Here is a 20,424-nt window from a genome sequence, read left to right on the forward strand (position 1 = left end):
TTACACCTCATCCGTTACAGACTGATTGTCATAGGTTAGGTCATGCATCTTGAGTGCTTTATTGTTCAGTCCGTCAAGTAACAAGCGCTGCCAGTGACCATGTTGATTGACATAGAGTCCTTCGTGCGTAAATTCACGGCCTGTGATCACAGGCTCGATGCCTAGGTCTAGAGCATTTTGTGTTGGGCCATAGGTCCATTTATGATAGCCACGCGAAATATCACTCCAGCGTTCGATACGTCCCTGAAAACCTTTTTGCTGTTCACGGAATTCAACCAGATCATCGGGTGTACCTAAGCCCGATACATTAAAGAAATCTTCAAACTGGCGAATACGGTTACGGCGTGCTTCAGCAGATTCGCCTTTCACCCCGATACACTGACTAATTACCTCGGTTTTATTCCACGCGACCGGACGAACAATCCGAAGTTGTGAACTGATTTGATCCATAAAAAACAGGCTTGGATACAAGTTGAGGTTACGCAAACGGTGCATCGCCCATTCGGCATGTTTGGCACCAAATTTTTCGACCATATAAGGCATAACGGTGTCGTAGCCGGGACGCACAGTAGGATTTGGCATATCACTGAACAATACGCTGTGTCCGTGTTTGAAACTAAACCAGCCATCATCGGTTTCTGCATCGCCTGCACCGAGTTTGCTGTAGTCGAGTGTATCGAGCTCTCCACCTTTGGCAGCATTCACTTGCTGACGATGCTGTACGGTCGAAACATAGTTGTAATGTACGGTACTGACATGATAGCCATCGAGGCCATTTTCATTTTGAAGTTTCCAGTTGCCAGCAAAGGTATAAGCCGATTTACCTTGCAATACTTCAAGTTCGCCTGTAGGCGATTGATCGACCATCAAATCGAGAAAAATTTTGGCATCGCCTAAAAAGTCTTCTAAAGAATCGGTGGCTTGAGTATCTAAACTGACAAAGACAAATCCACGATAACTGGCGATACGTCCTTGCTTTAGACCACGACTGGACTTGTCGAAGTCATCGCAGTATTCACCCGGTGCCTTCACCTTAACCAGACGACCGTCCGACTTGTAACACCATGCATGGAACGGGCAGGTAAATACCGACTGATTACCTTTGGCAACGCGTGTAAGCGTTGCACCGCGATGCTCGCAAGCATTGACCATGGCATGGAGTTCACCTTTGCCATCACGGCTAATAATCATCGGTTGGCGTCCAATTTGAACGGTCAGGAAATCGTTGTTGTTTGGAATTTCACTTTCGTGGCAGGCATAAATCCAGACCTTTTCAAAAATGAGTTCCATTTCTAACTCAAACAGTTCCGGCTCGGTAAACATATCGCGAGCAATCCGATAGACACCATCATTTGGGCGAAAATCGATACAACCTTGTACAAAATTTTGCCATTCGGCGAGGTTACGTGCAGTCATGGGCTCATCCTCTATCCAATCAATGCGTTTTATTGATTGAACCGCGATTTACTGCCGCACTCTATCCAGATTTTCCGGATCTTTATCCACTTTATGCAATTTATTGGTGGCTTAATCGGTTTGTTCGTTTTTCAAGATGAAGATGAGGTAAATGAAATAGACGGCGATGTTGTCTGTTTGCAGCGACTGGTTACAGTATGTTGTTGAGACTGGTCAGCATGTACGTCTTGGATCACTATAGAGGATACAGCGTGGAATATAACGTGCAGGAGCAACCCCAATGATTCACATTCGTTCAATCAGATCTGGTGCATATGCACTTGGAAGCATGATACTACTTGCATTGAGTAGTGTTTCATTTGCCAGTTCAAATGAAGCATGGAAACAGCACGATCAAGCCATGAAAACAGCCTGTGTTAAGGCCAGTCAGCTTAAAAAGGTTAAACTGGTGAGTAATATCATGCTGTTTGATGATCGTGCGGGATATTCGGCCGTGCTGATGCAGGGAACTTTTCCTCAGGCGCATATGAAAAATAAAACTGGTCAGGAACTCTGCCTATGGAATAAAACCACCAAAAAAGCGTATGTATCGGAATTTAATCGCACCAGCTAAGATGATGCAGACTCAATATTCTTCTTAAGAGCAGACCAGACTTTTTTCACGTGGTCACCTTACACGTGACGCGGTATTATAGCAGCGTTGACATGACGGGACGATATTATGAAGATTGTCGCAGATGAAAATCTTGCGTTTACAGATTATTTTTTTTCATCATTTGGAGAAATTCAGCATCGGGCAGGGCGCTTGCTCACTGCCAAAGATGTGCATGATGCACAGGCATTGATTGTTCGCTCCGTCACTAAAGTCAACGCCGCGCTTATTCAAGACAGTCAGTTACAGTTTGTTGGTAGCGCCACCATTGGGACGGATCATCTGGATACCGTAGCGCTCGATCGTCAGAATGTTACATGGCGCAATGCACCCGGCTGTAATGCGCAAGCAGTGGCTGAATATGTTATTACTGCGCTCTATCAGCTTGATAACACTGTACTCGATCAAGGTAAAAGCTTCCATTTAGGAATCGTGGGGTTAGGAAACGTAGGGCGCCGACTGGCATCGATGGCGCAGAAAATTGGCTGGACAGTGATAGGATATGATCCCTTTGTGCAACTCGACGGCATTCAAAACGTCAGTTTTGAGCAGTTGATTCAGCATAGTCACGCTATCTCTATTCATGTACCTTTAACCACGTCTGGAGCATATCCGACACAGCATCTGTTTAATCATGATGTATTTGCTCACATGCCACCAGATAGCATATTGATCAATAGTGCGCGGGGGCCGGTTGTTGAAGAAGCAGCATTAATTGCTGATCTTAAACGTACACAGCGCAAAGTTGTACTCGATGTGTTTGAGCATGAGCCTGAAATCTCAGAAGAGCTGCTTGATTTGGTGACATTGGTCACGCCTCATATTGCAGGCTATAGTCTAGAAGGCAAAGCCCGCGGTACACAAATGGTTTATGAGGCGTTTTGTAAGGTATTTGGCTTTGAAGCGACCAAGCGATTTGAAACCCAACTGCCTCAAGGCGATGCCTATTTCACAGAAAACACGCTGACTGAGGCATTAAAAGCCCATCTTCATCAGATCTACGATATCCAGCGTGATGATCAAAATTTAAGGGCGTGTCTAAAGGCGGGGCGGGTAGACCAGCAAGCCTTTGACCGACTTCGAAAAGAATATCCACTGCGCCGTGAATGGGCTGCACACGGAGGCCCTGTGGCATGAGTCAACGCTTTGAAAGTCAGACTGCTTTGCCTACTTGTTCAATTGAGGCACTTAAAGCACGCGCACAGCTCTACCGTACCATTCGAGAGTTTTTTGCCCAGCGTAATGTCATGGAAGTTGAAACGCCGATCGTATCTCAGGCAGGAGTTACTGATGTTCATTTGGCATCTGTGCAGGTGCAACGCCATATCGAAGGTCGTATGCAGCAACAGTATTTACAAACCTCACCTGAGTTTGCCATGAAACGCCTGCTGGCTGCGGATAGTGGTCCGATTTATCAAATCTGTAAGGTTTTTCGAGACGACGAGCATGGTCGCAAACACAACAGTGAGTTTACTATGCTGGAGTGGTATCGCCCCGGGCTAAATTTACGCGAGTTGATGCATGAAACGGCGGCGCTATTAAACGTGTGTTTAGCGCATCGTTTTGATGAAATTCGCCCACTGGTTTTGAGCTACAAACATGCATTTCAAGATCGTTTAGATATTAATCCTTTACAGGCAACGCTGGCACAATTAAAACAGACTGCACAACGTGTAGGATTGACGCTAGATTTAGGCGATGATCGTTTAGCCTACATGGATTTATTATTTTCACATTTTGTCGAGCCAAGTTTGGGCTTTGATACACCAATTTTCCTCACCGATTTTCCACCTGAAATGGCTTCTTTGGCCAAAGTACGTCTAGATGAAGACGGCGAAGAAGTTGCCGCACGCTTTGAAGTGTATATCGAGGGTTTGGAACTGGCTAACGCCTACGATGAATTGCTTGATGCATCGGTGCTCCGCGCACGTTTTGAAGCAGATAACCAAGAGCGAGAAAAATTAGGCTTACAGGTGATGCCACTCGATGAGAACTTATTGGCAGCCTTAGCACATATGCCAGAATGCTCAGGCATTGCTTTGGGTATTGACCGTTTATTAATGGTGGCCACTCAGAAGCTAAACATAGAACAGGTGATTGCTTTCCCTGCATCTAGAGCGTAAATAAAAAAAGCCGCGTTACGCGGCTTTTTTTATTTATATATTATTGTTCTTGCTGAATACCCGCGACTTTCCAGTCTTCTGTTGAACCCGCAGGCTTAACAAAATGCCAGATCTCGGTAAACGGTTGTGGAAGACTGTTGAGATCTTCACTCACAGTACCTGTGAAGCGTACACTCACCACATATTGACCGTTTTCAGTCGCAGAATCGACGACCATTGCATTTAGGTTGCTAAACTCAGCAACGTCTTGGTCCTGATTGGCCAAAATGTCGTTGTACATCGATGCATACAATTCAGGCGTCAAGTAACGACGAATTTCTTCAACATTATTTGCAGAATTGACAGACTGAATATGGTTAAAACGTTGACGTGCAATACGCAAGAACGCTGCTGGTTCAGTACCATCTGGTAACTGACTACCGCTTTGTGTATAAGCACCACCAAACGGCGCTGCACTTGGTGCAGCTGAACCACCAACAGACTGACCAAAAATATTGGTGTTGTCACCGCCAGCTGCAGCGCGTGGAGCAGCAGGCGTAGAGCTGTTGTTAAACGGTGAAGAACCGCTGTTGTTTGGTGCGTAAGGATTATTATTACCTGCTAATTTTTTTTTAGCACCGAAACGACGGAAAATAAAGAAAGCAATTGCAGCGATCAGCACAATCCAGATCCAGCCCGGTAGGCCGCCTTTTTTCTCTTCTTGCTGCTGTTGCTGAGCCTGAGTCGCTTGCTGTTCTGGCGATGTTGTATGTTTGTCATCAGCCATTGCATTGGCGGCAAGCGCACCCACCGCAGCACCCGCTACACCTGCAGCAACCACTGTCCCCACACCTGGGCCAGAACGTTGAGGTGTTCCCGCTGGCGCAGTTTGAGGCGCTGGCGTAACCTGACGAGGCTGTTGGTAAGATTGAGTCGGTGCCGCAGAGCGAGACATGCCGTGGCTTTTACCACCGCCCGCACGCTTTGCTTCTGCAAGAGGAGCAACAACTAAAGCAGCCATCATGATGCCTGTAATCAGGCCACGCTGTCTTACTTTCATTTAAAATTCCTGTATAAAAAAATAAAAACAAAATAAAAAGAATCTAAGACTACATATATGCAGGCTTTTGAGGCGAATTTCAACACAAAAAAGATGTTTTTTATGTCGAAACATATTCGCGTCAAAAGATGCTCCAATTTTATCTTATTCGGATAGCTCCATCGCAGTTTGCAAGGCCTCGTGCAAACGTGATACCGCAATCACCTGTACGCCCTCAATTGCCTTTTGCGGAGCATTACCTTTAGGCAAAATGACATGAGTAAATCCGTGTTTGACGGCTTCCTTTAAACGTTCCTGACCATTTGGAACCGGGCGGATTTCACCCGATAACCCGACCTCACCAAAAACGGCCAGTTGTTGTGGTAATGCCTTGGCTCTTAAGCTAGATGCACAGGCCAGCAACACAGCCAGATCCGAGCCTGTTTCGGTAATTTTTAATCCGCCGACCACATTCACATACACATCTTGTCCAGAGGTTTGCACACCGCCATGCCGATGCATCACTGCGAGCAGCATGTTTAAGCGGTTCTGCTCGAGGCCGAGTGCCACACGTCGCGGCTGACCTTGTGCATCATCGACCAGTGCCTGAACTTCCACCAAGAGGGGGCGCGTGCCTTCGCGACTAATCATCACAATCGATCCGGGAATCGCTTCATTATAACGGCTTAAAAAAATGGCAGAGGGATTGGCCACTTCTCGTAAGCCCTTATCGGTCATCCCAAAAACGCCAAGCTCATTTACCGCGCCAAATCGATTTTTTACCGCACGAATCATGCGATAACGTGAATCGGATTGGCCTTCAAAATACAGCACACAATCGACCATATGCTCAAGCACACGTGGGCCTGCCAGTGCGCCTTCTTTAGTGACATGACCCACAATAAATAATGCGGTTCCGCTGTTTTTGGCAAAGCGAGTGAGAAGAGCAGCCGACTCGCGAATTTGTGAAACCCCGCCCGGTGCCGATTGCAGTGTTTCGGTATATAAGGTTTGAATCGAATCTAAAATGGCCACCACTGGGCGCTCTTGTGCCAAAATCTCACAAATTCTCTCGACACAGGTTTCTGCCATGACTTTGAGCTGATCGGTAGGTAGATCTAAGCGTTGTGCCCGCAGTGCCACTTGCGACAGCGATTCTTCGCCTGTCACATAAAGTGCAGTACTGCTTTTGCTGGCCATGTGTGTTGCCGTTTGCAGCAAAATTGTGGATTTTCCGATCCCTGGGTCACCGCCAATTAAAACTACCGAACCCGTAACCAAACCGCCACCAAGTACCCGATCAAATTCACTAATACCGGTAGCAACACGCGGTACATTCGAAACCGAAATTTTATTGAGCGTGGTAACAGTAGAGATTTCTCCTGCATATCCACCGAGTTTAGGTTTTGCCCGATGTGGTGTTACGCTTTCCAATCGGACTTCAGTCAAGCAGTTCCATTCTCCGCATTCAGAGCATTGGCCTGCCCATTTAGAATGATCTGCACCACATTGTTCACAGCGATAGACACTTTTGATTTTTGCCATATTTAAAAATTGAAAATTTTCGATAAAGAAGTTAAAACAGAAGGAAGTACAAAATATCGCATGTACACCCAATTTTGATAAGGCCATATAAACAAGCGAGTTTTGTATTTGACTGATTAAAGGGAAGTGATCAGGAAAATAACATGATAAGGAATTTTTGCACAATCGTTGAAATTGGATTTTTCTCGATCGTTATCATTCTGTTTGCGCTTCCATGGAGGAACTTTGAGCAACTGTATCGACGTTTGCCATAACCTGATAAGACTCTGGCATAGTTATTGCTCTTGCTCAAAGACATGAAAACAGGTCATTGAATCTGTTTTTCAAAAAAATAAATAAATTTGCAAGGTTAATGTATATGAGTGCAGCTGAAATTGTCGATTGGGTCAATAGTATTATTTGGAGTCCGGCACTGATTTATTTGTGCTTGGGCGCAGGGTTGTTTTTTTCAATTTTGACACGATTTGTACAGGTGCGACAAATCAAAGAGATGGGCCGTTTATTGGTGAATGGTTCATCATCGGCACAGGGAATTTCATCATTTCAGGCGCTTTCTGTGTCGCTCTCAGGGCGCGTGGGTGTAGGTAATATTGCTGGTGTTGCCGCTGCAATTGGCTTTGGTGGCCCTGGTGCGGTGTTTTGGATGTGGGTGGTGGCTTTTCTAGGCGCGAGTACGGCCTATGTTGAATCGACACTTGGACAAATCTATAAAGTTGAATATCAAGGACAATATCGCGGCGGCCCGGCATTTTATTTCGATCGTGGTTTGGGCCAACGCTGGCTGGGGGTTTTATTTGCCATTGCCGCGTTGGTGTCTTGCGGATTATTTTTACCGGGAATTCAGGCAAATGCAGTAGGAAATGCCTTCACTCAGATTACAGGAGAAGGGGCGATTGTTTTTGGTCAGGTAGGAACCTATAAACTTCTGGCATTGGTGGTCATTGTTAGTTTACTGGCCGTGATTATTTTTGGTGGGATTAAGCGTATTGCTCGTTTTGCCGAATTTGTGGTGCCGTTTATGGCGCTTGGTTATATCTTGATGGCTTTAGTGATTGTGTTTATGAATCTTGAAGCCTTACCGGGTGTGATCAAAATGATTTTTGCAGATGCATTCAGCCCGATGGCCGGATTAGGTGCGGCAATTGGCTGGGGGGTGAAGCGTGGGGTTTATTCCAACGAAGCAGGTCAGGGAACCGGTCCGCATGCAGCCGCTGCGGCAGAAGTGCAGCATCCGGCACAACAGGGGTTTGTACAAGCATTTTCGATTTATATAGATACCTTGTTTGTCTGCTCTGCAACCGCTTTTATGATTTTGATTACGGGCATGTACAATGTACAAGGAACTTTAGAAGCTGGTCAGTTCATTATACAAAACGTCACTTCAACCGCAGAAATTGGTTCACCTGCCTTTACTCAAATGGCCGTTAGTACCGTATTTGGTGGCTTTGGGCAGATCTTTGTTGCACTTGCCGTATTCTTTTTTGCCTTTACAACCATTGTTGCCTATTACTACATCGCGGAAACCAACATCACTTATTTAAGTTACATTACCAAAACACCTTCGCTACTGTTTCTAACCAAGTGCTTTATCATTCTTTCGGTTGCCTATGGCGTCATGAGTGCCACAGGCTACATTTGGGGAATTGGTGATATCGGTGTCGGGCTTATGGCATGGATTAACATTATCGGGATTATTGTGACTTATTTTGTCTGGAAACCGACCATCAAGGCGCTACGAGACTATGAAGAGCAACAAAAAGCAGGTGTAAAAGAATATACCTTCGATCCAATTAAACTCGGTATTAAAAATGCCACTTACTGGGAAGAACGCTTAAAAACCAAAAATGCTTTAGAGGCGCAAGCTCAAAACGCATCGTCGAAAAAGACCGCAACCTAACATGTCACTCAATTTAAATTCACTTTTTTTGAAGACTCAGGTGTCGAAAAATGTGAATTGTATTGCTTCTACCTTATGCGTATGATCGAAAACGAGTGTACGCACACATGCGTGGCGTTATACAACTACGCAATCGCCAAGCAGAACGTTTATCAAAATCATTCAGTTGAATAAGATGCCATAAAATGGTGCGGAATTGTTTTTGAGGAGACGCTGTTTTGGCTCTATAAAAATACTGGAGTGTTTTGTAGCAATGTCGAATTATAACCACGACTCATCTTCTGGAGAACATGAGTTATCACGAAGCCTTTCTAATCGGCATTTGCAACTGATTGCAATTGGCGGTGCAATTGGAACAGGTTTATTTATGGGCTCTGGTAAAACCATTAGTCTTGCCGGCCCATCGATCTTATTTATTTATCTGATCATTGGAGTGATGGTCTTTTTCGTCATGCGTGCGCTAGGCGAATTGTTGCTCTCCAATCTTCAATATAAGTCTTTTATTGACTTTACCACTGATTTGATCGGCCCTTGGGCCGGATATTTTGTGGGCTGGACCTACTGGTTGTGCTGGATTACCATCGGTATCGCCGACTTATCTGCGATTATTTATTATTTGCAGTTTTTTAATAACGGTCTTCCTTTTACACCAACCGAAGGCGCCATGATCAGTATTGCGGCGATTATCTTCATCATGGGGCTGAACCTCATGACCGTAAAACTGTTTGGTGAGCTTGAGTTCTGGTTTGCCATGATCAAAATTACTGCGATTGTGGTCCTGATTTTGGTCGGACTCTGGATGATCTTCACGGGCTTCACCTCGACCAGTGGTGAAGTGGCATCATTTACGCATTTGTGGGCCAATGGTGGCTTCTTCCCAACGGGTATGCACGGTTTCTTGGCAGGCTTCCAGATTGCGATCTTTGCCTTTGTTGGGGTAGAGCTCGTGGGCACCACTGCTGCTGAAACCAAAAATCCGGAACGTAATTTGCCTAAGGCAGTCAATTCCATCCCGATTCGAATCATTATTTTCTATGTACTGGCCTTGTTGGTTGTGATGTCGGTGACACCATGGAATAAAATTGACCCAAACATCAGCCCGTTTGTAAATCTGTTCAGTCAGGCAGGCATTGCAGCAGCGGCAATTATCATGAACTTGGTGGTCTTGTCTTCGGTGATGTCATCGATGAACAGCGGTGTATTCTCTACCAGTCGCATGCTATTTGGTTTGTCTAAAGAACGCCAAGCACCTCAACCTTTTGGTACGCTCAATAAAGGTCGTGTTCCTGCAAATGCATTGTATTTTTCAACGGTGTGTTTGTTGCTCGGTGCAGCGCTGCAATATTTTGTGCCCAATACCGTTGAAGCTTTTACACTGGCGACTACGCTATCGACCATTTTGTTTATTTGTGTGTGGCTGATGATTATCTGGAGCTACATGGTCTATTACAAAACCCGTCCAGAGTTACATGCCAAATCTATTTTCAAATTACCTGGCGGTTTGTTTACCTGCTGGGTGGTGATCATTTTCTTTATTGGAATGATTTATGTGCTGTCATTAGAGCCAGACACCATGAAAGCCTTGATGGTCAGCCCAATCTGGCTGGTTATTTTGGTGATTGGTTACTTTGGTTTTTACAAGCCTCGATTGAAATCCAAGAAATAATTAAAAAAACGCCAGTCAATGACTGGCGTTTTTTTTCGCTTCCTTTTAAGCTTGGTGCTTTTGTACTTTGGTCCTGTGCTGGATCACGGTATAATTATTCAAATTTTTTGAGTAGGTGATCAGATGCGCCGTTTCATTTGCTACACAAGTTTACTCACCATGAGTCTGGCTATGCTGGGCTGTGGTCAAACGGGGGCATTACATTTGCCATCCGATCCAAATTACGACAAACGTGCAAAATATTTGCTGTATTCACAGCCTCAGTCTGACAAAACCTCGAAAGACAAAACTTCGACTCCTGATCATTCAGCGTCTTCTCAGCCAGTTCCTTCTTCACCTTAAGCTTTAAAAATAAGGATGCATTCATGAGTTTCTCCCGCATTAATGGGATATTGCATGCCGAGCAATGTTCACTTCAGCAGCTCGCGCAGCAATTTGGTACGCCACTTTATGTTTATTCAAAGACAGCCTTTGAAAAACATTATCAAGATCTGGATCGTGCCTTTGATTTTATTGATCATCAAATCTGTTTTGCGGTGAAATCAAACTCTAATTTGGCGGTATTGAATGTTTTGGCAAAACTGGGTTCAGGTTTTGATATTGTAACCGGTGGCGAACTCGCACGTGTATTGGCTGCGGGCGGTGATCCAAGCAAAATCGTATTTTCTGGTTTGGGTAAATCTGAGGCCGATATTCAAAAAGCACTTGAGGTCGGCATTGCGTGTTTTAATGTTGAGTCTTATGCCGAGCTCGACCGTATTCAAAAGGTTGCAGCGAGCCTCAACTTACGTGCACCCATTTCATTGCGCGTTAATCCCGATGTCGATGCCAAGACACATCCTTATATTTCAACGGGTTTAAAAGAAAACAAATTTGGTATTCCAAGTGATACCGTATTTGAAACGTATCAATATGCAGCCTCGTTGTCTCATTTAGATGTAGTTGGAATCGATTGTCATATTGGTTCACAGTTGACCGAAACCAAACCGTTTGTAGATGCTTTAGATCGCGTGATTGTGATGATCGAACAGCTTAAAACGCTGGGAATTGAGATCAAGCACATCGATATCGGTGGTGGTTTGGGAGTCTGTTACAAAGACGAGACACCGCCAACCGCTGCAGAGTACGCTGCTGCACTCAAGCCTGCGCTACAAAAACTTGGGCTTAAAGTATATATGGAACCAGGTCGTAGTATTAGTGCCAATGCGGGTGTGTTATTGACCAAAGTTGATTTGCTCAAGCCAACCAATCATCGTAACTTTGCCATTATTGATGCAGCCATGAATGACTTGATTCGTCCGTCATTGTATGAAGCATGGATGGATATTCAGTCTGTTTCAGCGTCATCGGATGCTGAAGAAAAAACTTGGGATATCGTTGGGGCAATTTGCGAAACGGGTGATTTTCTAGGTAAAGACCGAAGCCTTGCACTTAAAGAAAATGATGTGCTGGCGGTGATGGGTGCAGGTGCTTATGGCTTTGTGATGAGTTCAAACTACAACACTCGTGGCCGTGCCGCAGAAGTGATGGTGGCAGGTAATGCCGCACATTTGATTCGTGAGCGTGAAACCATCGAGTCGTTGTGGGAAAAAGAACGTTTGCTGCCAGAGGGTTAAGACATGTTACTTGAATTTACCAAAATGCATGGTCTGGGCAATGACTTTGTTGTGCTCGATTTAATTAGCCAACGTGCTTACTTAGACACCACCACCATCCAGCGTATGGCAGATCGTCATTTTGGTATTGGCTTTGATCAATTATTGATTGTCGAGCCACCAGATGATCCGCAAACCGATTTTAAATATCGTATTTTCAATGCAGATGGTTCGGAAGTGGAGCAGTGCGGAAATGGTGTGCGTTGTTTTGCCCGCTTTGTACATGAGCGACAACTCACCAAAAAAACCAAAATCAGAGTGCAAACCAAAGCAGGAATTGTTGAACCAGAACTTGGCCCTAATGGCTGGGTACGCGTCAATATGGGTTATCCTAAGTTTCATCCACAGGATATTCCATTTCTGACCCAAGAACTGGATGCCTTGTATACGCTTCCATTAGCCAATGAGCAAAGCTTAAAAATTGATGTCGTCAATATGGGAAATCCGCATGCGGTAACCATTGTGCCGGATATCTTGACAGCCGATGTTGCAGGCATGGGGCCACAAGTCGAAGCACATGTGCAATTTCCACAGCGTGTCAATGCGGGTTTTATGCAGATTTTGGATGAAAAGCATGTGCGTTTGCGTGTGTTTGAGCGCGGTGTGGGCGAAACACTCGCTTGCGGTACGGGTGCATGTGCGGCAGCCGTAAGTGGTATGCGTCGTGGTTTACTGGCAAATTCGGTAGAAGTCGAGCTGGCGGGTGGAAAACTTCAAATCGAGTGGCAAGAGGGTGATGTGGTCTGGATGACAGGGCCAACAGCCACAGTCTATGAAGGACGCCTTGATTTACGTTACTTTCAAACCTGATCTATAAAATACCAAGAAAGCACGCTTAGACTGGGCGTGCTTTTTTTATGCTGAAATATGGCATATTTTAAATTTAATCGATTGAATAACTGAAAAAAATGACCACACAATTAATTTTTTTACCCGGTGCATCGGGCAGTACACAATTTTGGCAGCCTTTAATTCACTATTTAGGATCAAACGATACAAGCATAATAATTGCTTATCCGGGATTTGGCTGTGAACCGGCTCAAGACACGATCACCGATTTTGATACGCTAACTGAGTATGTGCTGGCGCAAATTGATACGCCGTCTATTATTATTGCTCAATCGATGGGAGGAATTTTCGCGGTTCAGGCCGCACTCGAAAAAGCGGAAATGGTCAAAGGATTGGTGTTGATTGCCACTTCGGGTGGTCTGGATTTGAGTGGTTTTGATGTTGAAGACTGGCGAAGTGCTTATCAGGAACATTATTTAAATTATCCAGACTGGTTTGTTCATACACGAGTCAATCATGAGCATCGTTTACATGACATTCAGCAACCCGTACTTCTGATCTGGGGAGATCAAGATCGTATCAGTCCGGTATCCGTCGGGGTACATTTACAGCACTTGCTGTCCGCTGCGAACCTACTTGTGGTACCAGAAGGTGATCATGCTCTGGCCGAGCAGCAAGCGAGTAAGATTGCTCCGCCGATTTTACAATTTATCAAGCAGTTGGATTAGCGTTTACTCAAAACGAGTTTGAGGGCAAATATCAGGAAGATACTGCCCGTAACACGATCTAAACCGCGCACAAATTTGGGTTGTTTTAAAAAGCGAGAAATAGGTTGCATTGCCCAAATCAACAGCATTGACCAGATGATACCGATCAAAACATGCAACATCACCAGCCCCATAATCCATGAAAATGCAGCGGCTTCTGCGGGAATAAACTGAGGCAAAAAAGAAAGATAGAAAACCCCAATTTTGGGATTAAGTAAGTTGCCCAGAAAACCTTTAAAAAATGCATTCTGGCGTAGTGCAAAACTAGGGGGAATGTTTGAAGACATTTGACCCAGATGATGGCGAGGTTTGAAGAGCATATTTAGCCCAAGCCAAGCTAAATAAGCCGCACCAACCCATTTCAATACACTAAAAGCCATTGCCGAAGCCATGAATAAAGCGCCTAATCCACAGGCAACTACGAGCCCCCACACGATACAGCCTGTACTAATCCCAAGCGCTGCATGAAAGGCGCTGGATTTTCCTTCTAGTGTTGCGGTACGAATAATCAATGTCGTATCCAACCCCGGCGTAATTGTAAGTATGCTAATGGCAACTAAATAAGAAACTAGCAGAGTCGTCATGGCAACAAAGTTTCTCTCACAGTGATCAATGAATTGTATACTAAGTTGCATTGATCGATGAGTTGTCAGTGGTCGTTTTTAAGCGGTTTTATATTCGGCAGTTTCAGTCATCACCAAAGTTAAATTGATTAAAATTAAGGAAGACACGTTTGGCGTTTGAACAGCAGTTACTGGGCATGTGGCTCAAAGAAAAACAACTTCAGAACCATTCTGAGCATACACTGCGTGCTTACCATCGTGATTTAACTCATTTCTTAGCGTTTTGCACAGAGAAAAAACTCAGTCTTGGCAATATCGAAGCGGCGGATTTAAGAGAATATCTTGCACATCGTGTTGAACATGATCATTTGAGTTCAGCGAGTTTACAGCGTCATCTCACCTCGATTCGCCAGTTTATGAAATGGGCGCAGCAGTCGAACCATTTAAGCCATAATCCTGTCGATGATTTTAAACTTAAACGCAAATCGCGACCGTTGCCGGGCTTGGTCGATATCGAAACTGTGCTGCAGATTTTAGATCAACCTGCACCAAGTGATGCGGTTGATCAGCAGCTATGGCTAAGAGATAAAGCCATGCTTGAATTGCTCTATTCAAGCGGCTTGCGTCTGGCCGAGTTGCAAGGACTTGAACTCCGTGATCTCGATTTTCAACGTCAATTATTACGTGTGACCGGTAAAGGTAATAAAACACGCGTCGTCCCGTTTGGTCAAAAAGCAAAGGACAGTATCATGGCATGGCTGAAGATATATCAGCTTTGGAAGGGGCATTTCGAGCCGCATGATCCACTTTTTGTGTCGCAAAAAGGGGGCGTGCTTTCACCGCGGCAAATCGAAAATCGGGTGAAGTTTCAGGCCATTCGTGCAGGCGTCAATGTCGATTTACATCCCCATTTACTTCGGCATTGCTTTGCCAGTCATATGCTCTCGGCCAGTCGGGACTTGCGCTCGATTCAAGAAATGCTGGGCCATTCTAACTTAAGTACCACTCAAATTTATACGCATGTTGATTTTGACCATTTGGCGCAAGTGTATGACCAGGCGCATCCTCGTGCGCAGAAGCCAGATAAATCGCGATAACTTGAAGAAAAATGACAATCCAAAATATGACTTCCGAGTCGCTTTAACACTCGCTTACTCGAATGACATCTTTGATCTAAGCAGTCAATCAATTTCAAAATGATGAAGAAGTGAGCTTTTTTACATAAATTAACCAAACTATCAGGCACGCTGATGAAACAAATCAAATAAAAACATAATATAAATCAATAAGTAAAAAATAATTAAAAATACTGTAAATTCAATAACAAAACATTTAGATTAGAAAAAATGAACTGTGGATTCCACAGTTTTATTGCAGATTTATCTTGGCGGCTGTAATTGTGACTTGACCGAAATGCCAAACACATAGCAAGATAAAGCACCTAAAAAATTTATATTGAAGCGTTACTATAATGCTTCTGAACATTTACTTGCTGAAACAGCCGAGGATTACATGAAGGCTCTTGTTGCTGTAAAACGTGTGGTTGATGCCAACGTTAAAGTTCGCGTTAAGCCGGACAATACTGGGGTTGACCTAACCAACGTAAAAATGTCAATTAACCCATTCTGTGAAATCGCAGTGGAAGAAGCGGTTCGTTTAAAAGAAAAGGGAACTGTATCTGAAATTATTGTGGTTTCAATTGGCCCGAAAGAAGCGCAAGAACAAATCCGTTCTTCAATGGCTTTGGGTGCAGACCGTGGTATCTTGGTTGAAACATCTGATGATATTGGCGCACTTGAAGTGGCTAAAATTCTTAAAGGTGTGGTAGACGCTGAAAAGCCAGAACTGATCTTATTGGGCAAACAAGCCATTGATGATGATTCAAACCAAGTGGGTCAGATGCTCGGTGCACTTTTGAATGCAGGTCAGGGTACCTTTGCATCAGAAGTGAAAGTAGACGCGGGTAAAGTTCAAGTTACACGCGAGATCGACGGTGGTTTGCAAACCGTTGAACTGACGCTACCTGCGATTGTGACTGCCGACCTTCGTTTGAATGAGCCACGTTATGCGGCGCTTCCAAACATTATGAAAGCACGTAAAAAACCGCTTGAAACCAAATCTCCAGCAGATTATGGCGTAACAGCGACCACCAAACTCAAAACCGTTAAAGTTGAAGCACCAGCAGAGCGTAAAGCAGGTGTTCAAGTGAAATCGGTAGATGAGCTTGTTGAAAAGTTAAAAAATGAAGCGAAAGTGATCTAATACGGAAGGATAAAATCATGAGTATTTTAGTTATCGCTGAGCACGACAATAAGACACTTAATGGTGCAACTTTGAATGTCGTGGCTGCAGCACAAAAAATCGGTGGTGATATTGCTGTATTGGTTGCAGGCGCTGGTGCTCAGGCTGTTGCAGACGCGGCAGCAAAAATTGCGGGTGTCAGCAAAGTTCTTCTTGCAGACAACGCTGTGTACGAACACCAATTGGCTGAAAACGTTGCACAGCTTGTGGCTGATGTAGCGAAATCAGGTTATAAGCATGTTTTGGCAGCATCAACGACTTCAGGTAAAAACATTCTGCCACGCGCAGCGGCTTTACTTGATGTCAGCATGATCTCCGACATTATTGCAGTTGAATCTGAAAATACGTTTAAGCGTCCAATCTACGCTGGTAATGCGATTGCAACAGTTCAATCTGAAGAATCAATTATCGTGGCGACCGTTCGTGGTACTGCATTTGATGCAGTGGCAAGCGAAGGTGGCTCTGCTGCAATCGAAGCAGTCGGTGAGGCAGCCAATGCAGACGTTTCAAGTTTTGTAAACGAAGAAATTGTGAAACTGGATCGTCCAGAGTTGACTGCAGCACGTATCGTGGTATCAGGTGGCCGTGGTGTGGGTTCAGGTGAGAACTATCACAAGGTACTCGATCCATTGGCAGATAAACTAGGTGCAGCGCAAGGTGCTTCTCGTGCGGCTGTGGATGCCGGTTTTGTACCAAACGATTATCAAGTGGGTCAAACGGGTAAAATCGTAGCACCAGATCTTTATCTTGCTGTTGGTCTGTCAGGTGCGATTCAGCATTTGGCGGGTATGAAAGATTCTAAAGTCATTGTTGCAATCAACAAGGATGAAGAAGCGCCAATCAACAGTGTTGCTGACTACTGGTTAGTTGGTGACTTGAACACTGTTGTGCCAGAATTGGTATCTAAGCTCTAATCAGCGCTTTGATTGGATCTGAAAACCTCAGCATTTGCTGGGGTTTTTTATTTGATCAATCCTGCCAAACTTAGCGTGAGTTGTTTTAGGAAAAGCGTCACCATTTACTAAAAAAGTCATGTAAAAAACCAGACTGAGAATACAGTTGTCTATTTTTAAATCAGTATAAAATTAAATCTGTAAATAATCTGTAAATTATATAAATATAAAAGCCAGATCACGGCGAGATCGTACATTCAGAAGCAGAATTATGCTATCATTTGCCGCTGTATTTTTTATTTTTAGTTCAGCTTTTTTGAGCTGAATTTTATTGCAAGATCAAGACATATTGCAGCAAGTTTAGCGCTTGCTGTCTACAAGGAGTATGCATGAGCGTATCGGAAATCCGACCGATTGCCATTGAGGACGAACTCAAGCATTCATATCTAGATTATGCGATGAGCGTAATTGTATCGCGTGCATTGCCAGATGTACGTGATGGCCTTAAGCCAGTGCATCGTCGTGTGCTTTATGCCATGCACGAGCTCGGCAATGACTATAACAAAGCCTATAAAAAGTCAGCACGTGTTGTGGGTGATGTGATCGGTAAGTACCACCCGCACGGTGATACTGCTGTATACGACACAATCGTGCGTATGGCACAAGATTTTAGTCTACGTTATCTGTTGGTCGATGGTCAGGGTAACTTTGGCTCTGTGGACGGCGACAGTGCAGCAGCGATGCGTTATACGGAAGTGCGTATGACCAAGCTGACACATGAGCTTCTGGCAGATCTTGAAAAAGACACCGTGGACTGGGTGGATAACTACGACGGTTCAGAGCGTATTCCAGATGTGTTGCCAACGCGCATTCCAAACCTGCTTATCAATGGAGCAGCAGGGATTGCCGTCGGTATGGCGACCAATATGGCACCGCACCATCTAAATGAAGTGATTCATGCCTGTCTAGCTTATGCAGACAACCCGAATATCTCCATTGAAGGCTTGATGGAACATATCACCGGTCCAGACTTTCCGACAGGTGGTATCATCTATGGAAAATCAGGCATCGTCGATGCTTACCGAACAGGTAAGGGGCGTTTGCATATTCGCGGTAAATATCATTTTGAAGAAGATGAAAAAACCGGACGTACCACCATTGTCTTTACGGAAATTCCGTATCAGGTCAATAAGGCACGTGTGATTGAGCGTATTGCCGAATTAGTCAAAGAGAAAAAGCTTGAAGGTATTTCGGAGCTTCGCGACGAATCCGACAAAGAAGGCATGCGTATCGCGATTGACTTGAAACGCGGTGAAAACGCGGAAGTGATCGTCAATAACCTGTTTTTGAATACCCAGCTAGAAAACTCATTCAGCATCAATATGGTGTGTCTGGACAACGGACAACCGAAGTTGATGAACCTGAAGGACATCATTGCGGCATTTATCCGTCATCGTCAAGAAGTGGTAACGCGCCGTACCATGTTTGAACTGCGTAAAGCGCGCGAACGTGGTCATATTTTGGAAGGCTTAACGGTTGCCTTAGCCAATATTGATAACATCATCGAAACCATTAAAACCTCGGCGAATCCGGCTGAAGCACGTGAACGCCTTTTGGCGGGCGAGTGGGCTGGTGGCGGTGTGATTGCCTTGCTCGAAAAAGCAGGTTCGGTTTCGGTTCGTCCAGATGAAATTGAGGGTGAAGATCCAGCGCGCCCATTTGGTTTATCTGACCAGATCTACCGCTTGTCACCAACGCAAGTGGGTGCAATTCTTGAGCTTCGCTTGCATCGTTTAACAGGTCTAGAGCAAGACAAACTCCACGCCGAATACAGCGAAATTTTGGCTCAAATTGCCGAGCTGACAGCAATTTTAAACGACTTTAATCTGTTGATGACGGTGATTCGTGAAGAGCTTGCGCTGATTTTACAACAGTATGGTGATGAACGTCGTACTCAGATTGTCGAATCACGTATTGATTTCTGTCGTGAAGATTTGATTCCAGAAGAGCAGGTGGTATTGACCGTTTCACAAACGGGTTATGCCAAAACACAGCCATTGTCAGACTATCAGGCGCAGCGCCGTGGTGGACGTGGTAAATCTGCAACCTCAATGAAAGATGACGATATAATCCAGCATTTGATTGTGGCGTCGAATCACGCGACCGTGCTGTGCTTTACCAATGTGGGTAAAGTGTACCGTTTGAAAGTGTTTGAAGTGCCGCAAGCATCGCGTGGTGCAAAAGGCCGTCCTATGGTCAATTTGCTGCCATTAGATGCCAATGAAACCATCACTGCAATTTTACCGCTGACTGAATTCCCAGAAGACCATTATGTCTTTATGGCAACAGCTTCAGGAACGGTAAAACGTGTAGAACTTGAGCAGTTTGCCAATATCCGCTCAAACGGCTTACGTGCCATCGAACTCAATGAAGAAGATACCTTGATTGGTGTAGCCATTACCGATGGTCAACAGCAAATCATGCTGTTTTCTAATGAAGGTAAGGCCATTCGTTTTGCAGAAACCGATGTGCGTGCTATGGGGCGTACCGCAAAAGGTGTTCGCGGTATGCGCGTGACGCTGGCTGCTGCTGTAGATAGTGAAGATGCAGAACTCGATACCGATGAAGCAGATGATTCAGATGATTCTAACGATTCAAATCTGGTGAGTCGCATTGTGTCATTGGTGGTGGTACCTGAAACTGGTGAAGTGCTGTGTGCCAGTGCCAACGGCTATGGTAAGCGTACACCAGTAAATGACTTCCCAACCAAAAAACGTGGCGGCAAGGGCGTGATTGCAATCAAGACTTCCGAGCGTAATGGTGAATTGGTAGGCGCTGTTTCAATTGATGAAACCAAAGAGCTGATGTTGATTTCAGATGGCGGAACCTTGGTACGTACCCGTGCCGCCGAAGTTGCAATGACAGGCCGTAATGCACAGGGTGTTCGCTTGATCCGTCTCAGCGATGCAGAAACCTTGGTGGGTGTGGTATCCATTGAGGCTGTAGAAGATGATCTGATTGAAGATCTCGAGGCTCAAGCATCAGATGCAGTAGAGCAAGCAGATATCGAGTCTGATACAGTAAATCAAAGTGTTGCAAATGACTTAGAGAGCAATGATCAAGCTTAACCATCTTGATA

At 44.8% G+C, this 20,424-nt stretch carries 17 protein-coding genes; 13 read left to right on the top strand and 4 right to left on the bottom strand.

The genetic code is table 11. The features are described from left to right. Positions 1–1,416, bottom strand: coding sequence for an anthranilate 1,2-dioxygenase large subunit (gene antA / locus QLG00_RS01945; protein ID WP_076032004.1), 1,416 nt, complete (start codon positions 1,414–1,416; stop codon positions 1–3). 280 nt (positions 1,417–1,696) lie between these two features. Between antA and QLG00_RS01950 the strand changes: the two genes are divergently transcribed. The 3 genes from QLG00_RS01950 (at position 1,697) to epmA (ending at position 4,191) form a co-directional block, all read left to right on the top strand. Then, the gene (locus QLG00_RS01950; RefSeq protein WP_076032005.1) at positions 1,697–2,029 is read left to right on the top strand and encodes a hypothetical protein; all 333 of its coding nucleotides are present in this window, start codon (positions 1,697–1,699) and stop codon (positions 2,027–2,029) included. A 108-nt stretch (positions 2,030–2,137) separates the two neighbouring features. Continuing rightward, positions 2,138–3,205, top strand: coding sequence for a 4-phosphoerythronate dehydrogenase (locus QLG00_RS01955; RefSeq protein ID WP_282470415.1), 1,068 nt, complete (start codon positions 2,138–2,140; stop codon positions 3,203–3,205). After that, positions 3,202–4,191: an EF-P lysine aminoacylase EpmA gene (epmA, locus tag QLG00_RS01960; RefSeq protein WP_282470416.1), complete on the top strand. Its 990-nt coding sequence runs from the start codon at positions 3,202–3,204 to the stop codon at positions 4,189–4,191. Before QLG00_RS01955 ends, epmA begins: the two co-directional genes overlap by 4 nt. A gap of 40 nt (positions 4,192–4,231) precedes the next feature. On the opposite strand, the gene QLG00_RS01965 is transcribed toward epmA, so the two are convergent. Together QLG00_RS01965 and radA are read right to left on the bottom strand one after the other, a co-directional pair. Beyond that, positions 4,232–5,230 carry a Tim44-like domain-containing protein gene (locus QLG00_RS01965; RefSeq protein WP_004939497.1) on the bottom strand — a complete coding sequence of 333 codons (999 nt, stop codon included), beginning with the start codon at positions 5,228–5,230 and terminating at the stop codon, positions 4,232–4,234. A gap of 144 nt (positions 5,231–5,374) precedes the next feature. Beyond that, positions 5,375–6,754: a DNA repair protein RadA gene (gene radA, locus QLG00_RS01970; RefSeq protein ID WP_004939495.1), complete on the bottom strand. Its 1,380-nt coding sequence runs from the start codon at positions 6,752–6,754 to the stop codon at positions 5,375–5,377. A gap of 358 nt (positions 6,755–7,112) precedes the next feature. On the opposite strand from radA, the gene QLG00_RS01975 reads away from it, so the two are divergent. From QLG00_RS01975 to QLG00_RS02000, 6 genes are all read left to right on the top strand, one after another. Next, entirely contained in the window at positions 7,113–8,651 is a 1,539-nt protein-coding gene (locus tag QLG00_RS01975) for an alanine/glycine:cation symporter family protein (RefSeq protein WP_282470417.1), read from the top strand. 253 nt (positions 8,652–8,904) lie between these two features. Further along, a complete protein-coding gene (locus QLG00_RS01980) occupies positions 8,905–10,317 on the top strand; it encodes an amino acid permease (RefSeq protein WP_282470418.1) in 1,413 nt (470 codons plus the stop codon). A gap of 123 nt (positions 10,318–10,440) precedes the next feature. After that, positions 10,441–10,659, top strand: coding sequence for a hypothetical protein (locus tag QLG00_RS01985; RefSeq protein WP_004948757.1), 219 nt, complete (start codon positions 10,441–10,443; stop codon positions 10,657–10,659). A gap of 23 nt (positions 10,660–10,682) precedes the next feature. Next, positions 10,683–11,933, top strand: coding sequence for a diaminopimelate decarboxylase (gene lysA / locus QLG00_RS01990; protein WP_004939484.1), 1,251 nt, complete (start codon positions 10,683–10,685; stop codon positions 11,931–11,933). A gap of 3 nt (positions 11,934–11,936) precedes the next feature. After that, a complete protein-coding gene (gene dapF, locus QLG00_RS01995; RefSeq protein ID WP_151791813.1) occupies positions 11,937–12,782 on the top strand; it encodes a diaminopimelate epimerase in 846 nt (281 codons plus the stop codon). 98 nt (positions 12,783–12,880) lie between these two features. Further along, entirely contained in the window at positions 12,881–13,489 is a 609-nt protein-coding gene (locus tag QLG00_RS02000) for an alpha/beta hydrolase (protein WP_282470419.1), read from the top strand. Here QLG00_RS02000 and QLG00_RS02005 read toward each other — a convergent pair. Further along, a complete protein-coding gene (locus QLG00_RS02005) occupies positions 13,486–14,112 on the bottom strand; it encodes a LysE family translocator (protein WP_171497752.1) in 627 nt (208 codons plus the stop codon). The genes QLG00_RS02000 and QLG00_RS02005 overlap by 4 nt on opposite strands. A 176-nt stretch (positions 14,113–14,288) precedes the next feature. Here QLG00_RS02005 and QLG00_RS02010 point away from each other — a divergent pair, with 176 nt between their 5' ends. The 4 genes from QLG00_RS02010 (at position 14,289) to gyrA (ending at position 20,413) form a co-directional block, all read left to right on the top strand. Beyond that, complete coding sequence (locus tag QLG00_RS02010) at positions 14,289–15,188, top strand: tyrosine recombinase XerC (protein WP_282470515.1); 900 nt, start codon at positions 14,289–14,291, stop codon at positions 15,186–15,188. A 415-nt stretch (positions 15,189–15,603) separates the two neighbouring features. After that, positions 15,604–16,353, top strand: coding sequence for an electron transfer flavoprotein subunit beta/FixA family protein (locus QLG00_RS02015; RefSeq protein WP_004939466.1), 750 nt, complete (start codon positions 15,604–15,606; stop codon positions 16,351–16,353). A 17-nt stretch (positions 16,354–16,370) separates the two neighbouring features. Continuing rightward, the gene (locus QLG00_RS02020) at positions 16,371–17,306 is read left to right on the top strand and encodes an FAD-binding protein (protein WP_282470420.1); all 936 of its coding nucleotides are present in this window, start codon (positions 16,371–16,373) and stop codon (positions 17,304–17,306) included. Between the two features lie 368 nt (positions 17,307–17,674). Beyond that, positions 17,675–20,413 carry a DNA gyrase subunit A gene (gene gyrA / locus QLG00_RS02025; protein WP_282470421.1) on the top strand — a complete coding sequence of 913 codons (2,739 nt, stop codon included), beginning with the start codon at positions 17,675–17,677 and terminating at the stop codon, positions 20,411–20,413. Positions 20,414–20,424: the final 11 nt, after the last annotated feature.

It is taken from the genome of Acinetobacter sp. V89_7 (assembly GCF_029967895.1).
Taxonomy (GTDB): Bacteria; Pseudomonadota; Gammaproteobacteria; order Pseudomonadales; family Moraxellaceae; genus Acinetobacter; species Acinetobacter soli.